The sequence below is a fragment of the Nostoc sp. ChiSLP03a genome, from assembly GCF_034531215.2.
Lineage (GTDB): Bacteria > Cyanobacteriota > Cyanobacteriia > Cyanobacteriales > Nostocaceae > Nostoc.
The window spans coordinates 1-11,908 of sequence record NZ_JAVRBQ020000175.1 but is presented as its reverse complement, the minus strand read 5'-3'; the positions used below and the strand labels follow the sequence as shown (position 1 = coordinate 11,908).

Annotated in this window: 10 protein-coding genes; 4 read left to right on the top strand and 6 right to left on the bottom strand. The window is 42.7% G+C overall.

Going from position 1 to position 11,908, the window contains the following annotated elements; genetic code table 11:
* Positions 1-3 precede the first annotated feature (3 nt).
* Positions 4-861 carry a caspase domain-containing protein gene (locus RMY32_RS29735; RefSeq protein ID WP_322712117.1) on the bottom strand — a complete coding sequence of 286 codons (858 nt, stop codon included), beginning with the start codon at positions 859-861 and terminating at the stop codon, positions 4-6.
* 1 nt (position 862) lies between these two features.
* Positions 863-1,258 carry a hypothetical protein gene (locus tag RMY32_RS29730; protein ID WP_322712116.1) on the bottom strand — a complete coding sequence of 132 codons (396 nt, stop codon included), beginning with the start codon at positions 1,256-1,258 and terminating at the stop codon, positions 863-865.
* 394 nt (positions 1,259-1,652) lie between these two features.
* On the opposite strand from RMY32_RS29730, the gene RMY32_RS29725 reads away from it, so the two are divergent.
* Positions 1,653-1,799 (top strand): hypothetical protein, encoded by a 147-nt coding sequence (locus RMY32_RS29725; protein ID WP_409884301.1) that lies wholly within the window; start codon positions 1,653-1,655, stop codon positions 1,797-1,799.
* A gap of 230 nt (positions 1,800-2,029) precedes the next feature.
* Here the strand turns inward: RMY32_RS29725 and RMY32_RS29720 are convergent, their stop codons facing one another.
* The gene (locus RMY32_RS29720; protein ID WP_322712115.1) at positions 2,030-3,544 is read right to left on the bottom strand and encodes a phenylacetate--CoA ligase family protein; all 1,515 of its coding nucleotides are present in this window, start codon (positions 3,542-3,544) and stop codon (positions 2,030-2,032) included.
* Positions 3,545-3,713: 169 nt separating this feature from the next.
* Here RMY32_RS29720 and RMY32_RS29715 point away from each other — a divergent pair, with 169 nt between their 5' ends.
* Together RMY32_RS29715 and RMY32_RS29710 are read left to right on the top strand one after the other, a co-directional pair.
* Positions 3,714-5,408 (top strand): serine/threonine-protein kinase, encoded by a 1,695-nt coding sequence (locus RMY32_RS29715; protein ID WP_322712114.1) that lies wholly within the window; start codon positions 3,714-3,716, stop codon positions 5,406-5,408.
* Between the two features lie 168 nt (positions 5,409-5,576).
* Positions 5,577-7,751 carry a serine/threonine-protein kinase gene (locus RMY32_RS29710; RefSeq protein WP_322712113.1) on the top strand — a complete coding sequence of 725 codons (2,175 nt, stop codon included), beginning with the start codon at positions 5,577-5,579 and terminating at the stop codon, positions 7,749-7,751.
* Positions 7,752-8,069: 318 nt separating this feature from the next.
* Here RMY32_RS29710 and RMY32_RS29705 read toward each other — a convergent pair whose 3' ends face one another.
* From RMY32_RS29705 to RMY32_RS29695, 3 genes are all read right to left on the bottom strand, one after another.
* A complete protein-coding gene (locus RMY32_RS29705; protein WP_322712112.1) occupies positions 8,070-8,951 on the bottom strand; it encodes a TauD/TfdA family dioxygenase in 882 nt (293 codons plus the stop codon).
* 116 nt (positions 8,952-9,067) lie between these two features.
* Entirely contained in the window at positions 9,068-9,685 is a 618-nt protein-coding gene (locus tag RMY32_RS29700) for an NUDIX hydrolase (protein ID WP_322712111.1), read from the bottom strand.
* 138 nt (positions 9,686-9,823) lie between these two features.
* Positions 9,824-11,026, bottom strand: coding sequence for a phosphoglycerate kinase (locus RMY32_RS29695; protein ID WP_322712110.1), 1,203 nt, complete (start codon positions 11,024-11,026; stop codon positions 9,824-9,826).
* An 89-nt stretch (positions 11,027-11,115) separates the two neighbouring features.
* Between RMY32_RS29695 and RMY32_RS29690 the strand changes: the two genes are divergently transcribed.
* On the top strand, positions 11,116-11,526 hold the full coding sequence (locus RMY32_RS29690) for a universal stress protein (RefSeq protein WP_322712118.1): 411 nt from the start codon (positions 11,116-11,118) through the stop codon (positions 11,524-11,526).
* Positions 11,527-11,908 lie beyond the last annotated feature (382 nt).

Sequence of the window (11,908 nt, the reverse complement as noted above, 5' to 3'; positions counted from 1 at the left end):
AATCTAATTCAGTATTTGTATTTTTGAGTTAATTGAGGTGGCGGTTGCGCGACGTGCAACCGCCACTTCGTCCTGAACGAGCGCACGACTATTCAAGTGCAAAGTACCCACAGCTTGATAACCCGCAACTTGGGTTATTAGGTGGGATTTATTCACAGGTTCAGCAATAAGATAAGGCGTTTGCCTTGTATTCTTATACTGGCGAACCAGTTCAGGCACGCGAAACTTAAGATATTGATCCAGTCGTTCAACAGTAGCGCATTTACCTTGAATTCCTAACCCTTCTAGTAATGCAGTAGTAAAAGCACCTTGTTGTAAAGCCTCAATTTCATAAGAATATTCTTGGGGAATACAAGAAAAAATGCTGATAACTCCTTGTTGACGTGCTTCTTCTGCGGTTTGTCGCCCAATTCCTTCACCTGTTTTTTTGCCTTCATTGCGACAAGCATCCAGAATCAAGACAACATTATCAGCACCACAGCGACGCAGGCGTTCAGTCACAAAGTTAATCGCAATTGCCGTGTTTTCAATATCTTCTGGATCGCCATCACAGGGCATGAGATAATCACGGTCAGCGTATCTTATCCCATGACCACTGAAGAAAAACCAGAAATTATCTCCTGCTCCCATAAAGGGATTTTCAAATAACTGACGCAAGATTCGCAGCAAGTTAGTGCGAGTTGGACGAGTCGATTTTCCAGCAACATTAGGGGAATCATCCGAGAAGAAGAATATCCGCTCAAAATCGGCTTCATTACCCAGAAACTCCTGCATTAACTGTGCATCTCGCTTTGCATAGTTTAGCGGTTGCAGATAATCATACTGGTTAATTCCGATCGCGATCGCCCAATTTTTTGCCATCTCACTGTGATTCTTGGCGCTTGAACTTCAGCTTAATTGCTCCTTTAGTCCCAGCTTTTGCACCATTGCCAATTAATTTAACTTCTCCATCTGCACTAATTTCTACCGACAACTCAATTTCATCTAGCTGCATCTTGGAGTTGACTTTTGCTTGCTGTTGGGCTTGACTAAACAAATTCCCCACAACTTTGAGAAAGTGAGTCATATTTTGCTCTAATGTTTGAGCGCTAACCTTAACCGCATCTCCTACGCCTTTGCTAGCAATACTTTCCCTGATAGTTTCGTCTCCCCAACCGCGTGTATTACCACTCCCGCCTTTAGCACCATCAGGAATTGCTATTTGCGGCGTTTCATCGGTAACAATCCAAATGCCGTCGTCTTGAGGTGTTTCTGACATATTACTTTAAATATTTAGATGAAATTTTCCCATAAACACAGATACAAGGGTAGAGATAGCGATTCCGATTATTAAGAAATTTCAGTTACCCTGAAATTTCACTGAATATCTTGGATATTGTACCAAATACCATAGAGATGCCGAAATGTTTTACAGTCAGCTTCTTTTTGCGTCATTGAGATACTTCAAAACCAGCTTTACCCATTAGCAGTTAATAATTTAAAACAATGCATCAATCAGAAAGAAGAAGACGGTTCTCAATTTAGAGGTTGTTTTAAAAGTGGTTGGCTGTGATTTTAGGCACTAACCGATCCCCCCTAGCCCCCCTTCAAAAGGGGGGAACCGGAATCAAAGTCCCCCTTTTTAAGGGGGATTTAGGGGGATCTAGAACGTTTTGTTACCGAGAAGAAAACTTTTCAAACATCCTCTTATACGTAGAATATATTGCTACGAAGTTATTTGGAAGTGCGCCCAAAGTATGCTCTACCTAGCTTTTTATCAAGCTTGGCATCAACAAGAGAAAGTGAAAGATGGAGAGTAGGAAAAAAAATACTTCCTCCAGCCAAAACATAAGCGAAATGTAGAAGCAGCAATCCCTTGCAAAGACGCGATTCATCCCATCTCGTAAGCGTCTCGTAAATCTATCACGTCCGATCTTTCCGCAATCCAGGGAATGCGTCGCCCCTAGTAAAACAGATATCGTAAACAGAATGAAAATGCGATCGCAAAAACGATCGCCCCTTGTAGAGACGCGATTCATCGAGTCTTCTTCTATTGACGCGTATAACGATGTTTCACCCCAATCGGGAAATATTCAAAATCACCCATTGGGACTAATGTAACTTGTGGTGTTTGATATTCTACCGGAACATAATTAGCAAACTCGCTATTGAGACGTAGCAGTTGTGAAAGAATAGAAGATGCGATCGCGTCTTTTTGATCTTCACTACCCTCTACCCCGACTGCTAATTCCACAACTACAGATAAAAATCGATTCTTATCTGCATCTTCCTTTACCTGCAACACGAATTTACCCGTCACCCATTCTTGAATTCCTGGTTGTTCTAATCCTACCGTCACATTTTCGGGATAGATATTTGCACCAAAGTAAGAAACTGTAAAGTTAGAACGGCCGAAGACATAAACAAAAGGTAGCTGATGAATACCTCTTGGTAATTCTTGAGTATCAAAACGGAGATTTTCCAGTGGGTTAAATCCCCATTCTGCTAAAAATTGCAGCATGGCATCATAACTAATTATCCCGCCAGTATCCAAGATGTCATAACGCACTAAGGGAATACCGTTATCTCCCGAAAACAGTAAACCGCCATCTTGAGCTTCAAAAAAGCGAGTGAAAGGATCGTACTGTACTAGTGTGGGTAAACGCGATTCTCCAAATAAAGCTCTGGCTGCATCGGGATTTTCTGCTAAAAAACGGCGAATACAGATACTTAACGGTGTTTCATTACCCAAAACTCCCGCATCCGCAGTACCGTAAAGTGATGCAAAATCATAACAAGGATTTCGCGAACCAACTCTTTCGCCAACTAAACTCCGCCATTCTTCACTAAATACTTCTCCCGCCATCACTAATTTAATCTGATATTGCTGCCACTCCACACCACGAGCGATACCAGTATCAATCACATCTTTTAAAAATGGCGGGTATCCCAATAACACCACTTGCTCAAAACCTGAACCAAGTTCTTGGACAACTCGCAAGATTTCTTCTTTATTGTTACCAGGAGTAATTACAGTGATGGGATAACCTTTGCTAGCAAGATAACGACAGCAATTAGTGGTAAACATCCCACCTACCCAAGTGCCTAAAGTGAAACAAATCACTGCTAGGGTACGTCTGGTATCTGCATAGAAACTATCGTGAAAAATCTGTTCAAAACGTGTGGCGATTTGGAGTTCATCTGTGAAAAAACGAGGCCAAAATGTCGGTTTACCAGTAGAACCTGATGAAGCAGCTATCATGTCGCATTCTTGGAGTTGTCCGTTACGGCACAAGTCAGCTAGTGGATAACGCAGTATATAATTTTGTTTAGCGATCGCTGGTAGTTTTTGAAACTCCTCTAAGGTTTTAATAGTCGCGGGATTAATTTCCCTTTCTGCTAAAAACGCCTTGTAGGCTGGTACATTCGCCGCCACATCGTGAAATAAACTCAAAGCTGCCGAAGTTTGAGTGTTGAGATGCCTTTGCAGTAGAGTTTCTAGGGGGGTAGACAAAAAATCTTCAAATGCTTTAATTACTTGCTGATGTCTTGATTTGCCGTTCATGACACTTGCTTATTTATCCTGAAGTAGAACCAACACCGTTTAAAATAATTCGTAATTCGTAATACTCGTCTTCATGCGAGAAGCAAGCTACGTAATTCGTAGAATATCCGAAAATGAGGGTATGTGCGTTGTAGTCATTAAATAAAACCTTAATTTATCCTTCAGCACCATGCAGCTCTATTGCAGTAAACAACACACAAATAATGGTAGTAACCGCTTTTGCACCCATTGTGGCGAACCATTACCTCTTGCTGTGGGACAGGTTGTGGATAATCGCTATCAAATTATCCGTCATTTAGGACAGGGCGGCTTTGGACGCACCTATTTGGCGGAAGATATCAATAAATCTCATCAAACCTGTGTGCTGAAGGAGTTTGCACCCCAAGTACAAGAAAATCAAGATTTACAAAAAGCTAAAGAGTTATTTGAGAGAGAAGCGAATGTCCTAAAAAAACTCCAGCATCCACAGATTCCACGTTTTCACGCCTCGCTACAAGTGAAGATAGGCACTAAAGATTTTTTCTTTTTAGTGCAAGATTATGTGGATGGTGATAACTACTACCAGTTATTAGAACAGCGTGAAAGTCAAGGAAAAACCTTTAGTGAAGAGGAAGTAATCATCCTCCTGCAACAAATTTTACCTGTATTATCCTACATCCACTCACGAGATGTAATTCACCGTGATATCTCTCCCGATAATCTCATCTGGCGGCGTTCTGATAATCTACCAGTGCTAATTGATTTTGGTGGCGTCAAGCAATTGCCAGCTTCTCAAGGTTTTTGGCGTACCAAGTTGGCTGAAAATAATACTTTGCTGGGTAAAAAAGGCTACGCTCCGGAAGAACAGCTACGGCAGGGAAAGGCATTTTTTAGTAGCGATCTATACTCTTTAGCGGTAACATCACTGGTGTTACTCACAGGTCAAGAACCGCAAAAATTATACGACAGCTATCAGGGAATTTGGAGGTGGGGAAAAGAAATTCAAGTTAGTCCCAAACTAGAAGCAGTGTTAAAAAAGATGCTGGCTTATCGACCGAGCGATCGCTACCAACGAGCCGAGCAAATCCTCAGAGATTTACCATCGCCAACTGCAACTAAATCTTCAGGCAATCATATTACCACCAAGATCAAGACGATGGTAGTTGCTCCGGGAAGACAACGTGCCAGTGCTGTTATGAGCAGATTTCAGAGGCAAACACAAGCAATTGTTAAACCAGCATCTTTCCCTGTTTGGATTCGCCCTTTTGTGATGAGTTTAGGGGGAACGGCTTTAGTTGTTTTAACTGGCGCAGGTGCTTGGGCGGTAGTAAATGCAGTGATTAAGAGTGTAACTTCAATTACTATCCCATCAATTTCATTACCGCAAATCCCCCAGTTTCCCAATCCCAGCGGTAAACCAGCAGGCGACAAAGGAAAAAATAGCGATCTCCAGAAAATTATCAGTCGTCGTCAAGAACTAGAAATTACTGAAGGATTTTTTATTCGCACAGTAGATGATTTATTTTATACAAAAAAACCAGAATTAAAGGGACGTAGCCTGACATCTAAACCTGAAGATGCTGGTTTACGAGATGAATGGTCTGATATTGCCGATAATTTATTAGATAAACTAGAACAGGCTGACCTCAGTACCGCAGCTCGTCGGAAATTAGGGAACTATAGTCAAAAAGATTACGATACATTGAGACAACAAGCGCGATCGGGGCAGTTTGGCAACTATACAATCGATCAATTGACTAAAGACACAAATGAAAAATTCGATCGCTTGTTTCCCGATCAGCAGCGTAAGAAACTCAATCAACAGACTTTTGGTCAAATTTGGTATGCGATCGCAGCCGATCGAGTCAGTAAAGTACAAAGATAAAGTTAGGAGTGAGGAGTTAGAAGTTAGGAGTTATGGGTTATGAATTAGGGCAATTTTCTTTATAGACCACGGTTTCAGACCCGGAGTAGTGTAGTTAAATCAAGTAGAAAATGCTACTCGCTACTCCTTGTTATTATTAACTCCTAACTCCTAACTCTTAACTTTCCAATGAATTCAATCTATTGTTCTAAAGGACATGAAAATTCCCCAGGTAGTCGCTTTTGTCTCCAGTGTGGCGAAAATTTGTTGGATGCGCCCATGAGTTATAGTATACAACCGGGACAGACTTTAGGCGATCGTTATGCGATCGTGCGTCAAATTGGCCAAGGTGGCTTCGGACGCACTTATTTAGCTGAAGATATCAACCGTTTCCGCGAACTTTGTGTTTTAAAAGAATTTTCACCCCAAGTTCAAACCGCTTACGTTGTCCAAAAAGCTGAAGAACTCTTTGAAAGAGAAGCAAGTGTTCTTTATAAACTGCAACATCCTCAAATTCCCCGCTTTCGGGAACTGCTACGGCTAAATTTAGGGGGCAAAGAATATCTGTTTTTGGTGCAAGATTATGTAGAAGGGGAAACTTACAATTCTTTGTTAAATGCCCGGATACAACAAGGTCTGCGCTTTACAGAGACGGAAATACGGCAATTACTCCTTTCAATTTTGCCAGTATTGGAATACATTCACTCTCTAGGGGTAATTCATCGAGATATTTCCCCAGACAATTTAATGCTCCGCACTGTTGACAAACTGCCAGTTTTAATTGATTTTGGCGGTGTCAAACAAGTAGTAGCAACCGTGGCTTCCGAATATTACCAACCGGGTATGGCTGCACCTCCGCCAGCACCAACCTTATTAGGTAAAATCGGATTTGCGCCCCCAGAACAAATGCAAACAGGGTTAGTATCTCCCCACAGCGACTTGTATGCTTTAGCAGCAACAATGTTGGTTTTACTGACAGGGAAACAACCCCAAGAATTAATTGATACCTATACTCTCAGCTGGCAATGGCGACGGGAAGTTAATCTGAGTCAAAATTTGGCACAGGTATTAGATAAAATGCTATCTCCTAGACCAAGCGATCGCTATCAATCAGCCCGTCAAGTACTCCAAGCCCTGAACCCGCCCTCGGCTAACTATCCGCCAACTCAATATCCCACTCCACCACAACCCACATCTGCCACCGTCGCCGTCTCCCCACCTTCCCCAACTCCTACTCCGCGAGAAGCTAAAGCTACATATCCCTCATATCCCTCATCTTCCCCCTCTTCCTCCTGGTGGACACCAACAAAAACTTTCCTGGTGGCGGCACTAGTCGCTGGTAGTGTGGGATTAATTTGGTGGGGATTGAATAACAGGCGAGATATCGGGGAAGTCCAACCTAATCCTACAGCCAGCCCTACTCCAACTAGCGAACAACCAACCGATCCTTTAGCGCAATATACGCCAGCAGAAAGAGAACGCAAAGAAAAATTAAGCGATCGCCGTCAACAGTTGGGTATTAACCCTAGCTTCTACGTGAACTTGGTGAATCAAGTTTTTTGGGACAGAAATCCCAGTTTACGGGGACGTACTCTCGGTAATGGCCCTGAAGATGAAAGTTTACGTGCAGAATGGGATAAAACAGCTTCGGAATTGCTAGAAAAGCTTGCACCATTGAGTAATAATGCACGCCAAAAACTGGGAACTTACACAACTGCTGAACGCGATCGCTGGAAAGTAGAAGTCAACAAAGTCAACGTTGGTAGTCGTTCTTTGTATGATTTGGGAGATGCGGCTTTTTTCAGTGTATTTCCTGAGCAGCGGGGTAAAAGTTTCCAAGGCCAACCCATTGGACAAGTTTGGTACGGATTTGTTAGCGATCGACTCAGTGCAATCCTTGACGGTAGAGCTTTCCAGAAACTTGTCTTCGATCCGGGGGCTACTGGCAAAACAGTCAACGGTACTCTCCAACCTGGTGGCGGTAAAGTATTCATTGCTGGACTTGCTAAAGACCAATCTCTAGACTTGAAATTAGAAGCAAATTCTCAAGTTTTGTTATCAGTCTATTCACCTTCTGGCAAAATTCGATTTTTAGAAGATTCTACTAAGCGTAGTTTGTCAACTAAACTAACAGAAAATGGATTTTATGAGTTTGTCGTAGTTTCTACAGCAACCAAACCAATAGATTATCAACTCACTGTTATAGCAGAAAATCCTACTCCTCTCCCATTTCCAACAGGAACGCCCACGGAAACATCCACGCCAACACCAGCTCCCACGCCAACGCCAACGCCAATACCCACGCCTACAGAAACCTCCATACCTGAACCTACACCAACACCAACTCCTGAGACAACGCCATAGTACCGCAAGGCGGAAGTCAACATACAGCAGTTTGCAACTTTCAGGAGGTACACAACTAGAGAATTAAAGATAAAAATTTTTCTTTTTCCTCCTGCCTCTGCCTCAAAACCAGTCAATTTGTACCTCATGCACTTGAAATATGCTGTAATTCGTAATTGCAATTAGTAGGGGCATTACCCCGACACTAATTGTAGACCGCTAAATTTTCTTTTTTTGTAGGGGCTATGACACCAAGTAATTACGAATTACGAATTACGAATTACGAATTATTTTGACTTCCGTGCAGCGGTATTAGCTTAGACATTGTAGTAGTGTCTTTCAACCTGTCTCTACTACACCTAAACGCAACGCAATTCGCTGGTGCTTCGTTGGATCGTAGGGTCTGCCTCTGTGCATCACCTGTGAGTTGTCCCAAAAAAGAATATCTCCTGGCTGCCAAACATGAGAGTAGACTGGGGTGCAGTCTAAAACAGTCGCAAACAAATCTTCCCAGAAACGTTTTGCTTCTTCTGGTCGATCTTCCATACCAACTGCGATCGCAGTGTCCGAACCTAAATATAATCCCTTTTTACCAGTGACTTTGTGAGTGGACACAATCGGATGCAGTTTCTTCGGTACATCAGTCTCTACATTGGGTTTTTTAGAAAACATTGGTGGCGAGTGATACATCGACATCTGCTCTAATTGCTGCTGATGTTGAGGTTCTAGGTTATTGTAAGCTTCTATCATATCGAGGAACTCAGTAGTGTGAGGTTGCCCATCTACACCTTCCGGCACTTGTATTCCATAAAGCATTACAACATATAGTGCGTTCATATCCAGTCCCTCTGTACTGGGGAGACCATCTTTATCATGATGCCATTGCCACGCATATTTACCGGCTGCATCGGGAACCGGTCCCTTAGGATTGCCCAATATATAAACATATTGGCTTTGTAAGTCTGGACTAATATCAGGATCTAATGTTTTTGGAGGACCGCCAAACATAAAATCGCCAAAGGTCTGCTTGGCAAATTCTTTTAATTGTTCTGCGGTAAGCTGTTGCTGTCTGACGACTACAACGCCATGTTTCCAAAGTGATTCTTTTAATTCACGCGACTCTAGATTTGTGAGGCAGTTAAGATTGCAACCGTGTAGGACTTCAATTCCGAGTCTTGTATGGTGCTGGATTGGCTGTTGTTGTTGAGTAATTTGAATCATTATTATGCATTTATTTTGGGAGCAAACTATATAGTTAATTAGTGTAGATAATAAATTTGTGTAGTAGTATCTTATTTAAAACAGTTAACAAAGTGTATTAAACATTAAAGGGGCTACTAATCAAAGTCTGTCGGTAAATCTGGTTGGCGATAATGTTGAAAAAGTCGATTGATTTGTGCTGGTGTCACACGTCCGAGAGAAAGTTCTGGTAACGCATTTTCAGGGAAAAAACCTACTTCTTCAGTTTCAATACTTGATGATGGAGAACCACCAATAAGTTCACAGTGAAAAAACAGTTTGTAGACATAAAATGGTAACGGTGGATGTCCCTGTTTGTTTCTGTCATAGACTGCTAGGAGTTTGATAGCGCGTGCTTGATATCCCGATTCTTCATATACTTCTTTCACAACTGCCTCACTGGGCGACTCGCCAACATCAGCCCATCCACCAGGTAAAGTCCAACAGCCGTCTACTCGTTCCTTGACTAACAATATAGTATCATCACGAAAAATTGCTCCTCGCACATCAACTTTAGGAGTTGCATATCCTAATTCACAGCTAAATAAATCGAGGACATAGCTGTATTCTACATTTGAGTAACTCGCCATGATTTCCGTGGCGATCGCTCGTAATTGTTTGTAACGTTCAATATCAAAAGGGTTTTCACAATAGGTTAAACCATTTTGAGCGATCGCTTGTAACTTCTGTCCCCATTCTAGCCATTTAGGTTGCATATATTTTTCTATATAGGGGCTTGGATCTTAGGTATTGGGGAAAGGTGACAGGTGACAGGCGATCGGGAATAATTTGTACCCTGTAACCTGTACTCTATTCCCTTCTTCAGTCCCTAGTCCCCAGTCCCCAGTGCCTACTTACGCATCATCTAAAGCTGTAATTCCAGGTAATTCCTTGCCTTCAAGTAACTCCAAGCTAGCGCCGCCGCCGGTGGAGATGTGGCTCATTTGGTCGGCTAAACCAACCTTTTCCACAGCCGCTACTGAGTCGCCACCGCCAATGATGGTAGTTGTGCCAGTTTTACCGATATCGGCGAGGGTATGAGCGATCGCTTCCGTACCTGCGGCAAACTTATCAAACTCAAACACACCCATAGGCCCGTTCCAAATTACCGTTTTGGTATCTGCAAGGGCATCTTGGAAAACTTTTACTGAGTCTGGACCAATATCCAAACCCATACCATCATCGGGGATGTTCTCAATGCTGACGGTTGTCGCATTAGCATCAGGAGCAAACTTATCTGCTGATACTATATCTGTAGGTAACAAGAAAGTAACACCCCGTTCCTTAGCCTTAGCTTCCAAAGACTTCGCTAGTTCCAGCTTGTCTTCTTCTACCAACGATTTACCAACACTCAAACCACGGGCTTTGTAGAAGGTGAAAATCATCCCACCACCGATGATCAGCTTGTCGCACTTCTCCAGCAGTGTTTCAATTACGCCAATTTTACTGGAAACTTTGGAACCGCCAATAATTGCCGCCAAAGGACGTTGGGGATTTTCAATGGCGTTTTGCAGATATTCCAATTCCTTCTCAACCAAATATCCAGCCACAGAAGGACTGAGGAATTTAGTCACACCTTCAGTAGAAGCATGGGCGCGGTGTGCAGTACCAAAAGCGTCATTGACATAAAAATCAGCATTAGCGGCCAATTTTTTCGCAAATTCTGGGTCGTTTTTCTCTTCTTCTGGGTAAAAACGGACATTTTCGAGTAACAGCACTTGGCCATTTTGCAAGGCGCCAACTTTAGCTGCGACTTCATCACCAATGGAGTCATCAGTTTTAATGACTTCTTGCCCCAGTAACTCAGACAGACGCTTGGCAACGGGAGTTAGGCGTAATTTGTCATCCACACCCTTGGGACGGCCAAAATGGCTGGCGAGAATGACCTTAGCTCCCTTCTGCGTCAAATCTTGGATGGTTGGTAGAGCGGCGCGAATACGAGTATCGTCGGTAATGTTGCCTTGATCGTCCACAGGCACATTAAAGTCAACCCGCACTAAGGCACGTTTCCCAGAGATATCAGCCGAAGATAAACTTGCTAAACTTTTTTTGGACACACCAAACTCTCCTGATTGCCTTTTTGTTATTGTTTTGAAAGTAGAACCATCAAGATTTTACCGGAGTCAGGGGTACCCAAGTGACAGATATATTTAAGACGGTATTATTTCCTATCGATCAAAGCCGGGAAACGCGGGAAGCTGCTGACGTTGTAACCAACGTAGTCAAAAAGTACAGCAGTCGCTTGGTGCTGCTGTCTGTGGTAGAAGAACCACCAAAAGACGCGCCTAGTGCCGACGATCCGATGGTGTCGCCAGAGGTAGTTGCAAAACTGCTGGAAAATGCCCAATCTTTATTTTCTGGGCAAGGAATTCAATCTGAAACCTTAGAAAGGCAAGGTAAACCAGCTTTTACGATCTGCGATGTCGCTGATGAAATCGGGGCAGATTTAATTATCATGGGCTGTCGAGGGCTAGGTTTGACTGACGAGGGAGCGGATGATAGCGTTACCACTCGCGTGATTAACCTTTCACCTTGCCCAGTGTTGATTGTGCCTTAGCAGTGTGTTGCCGAATACTAGTTGTAGTGCGATCGCTAATAAAAAGTTCTGCGGTTGTTGTAAAAAGGGGGCTGAGGAAGGTTGTCCTAGATTTAGTAGTGCTAAATAAAGGCATCAAGTTTTAGCCTTAAGCAAGCATTATTGACTCCTACCTCCTGTCCCCTGCCTCCTTAAACCTTAGCATTTTGAATTTTTTGATTATCTAATTTTCTGATTCCTCCAAAAAAAATTAACCAAACTACTACTAACCCAAGTTGCTAGTTATGCTTGCAGGTGTTCAGGTGGCATTGCATAAGCAATAAAATCCCCTCCAGAGGAAAAATTAGGAGGGGTAATGTTAAACGAAATAATTACAATTTATGCTATCACTGATGACCTATTG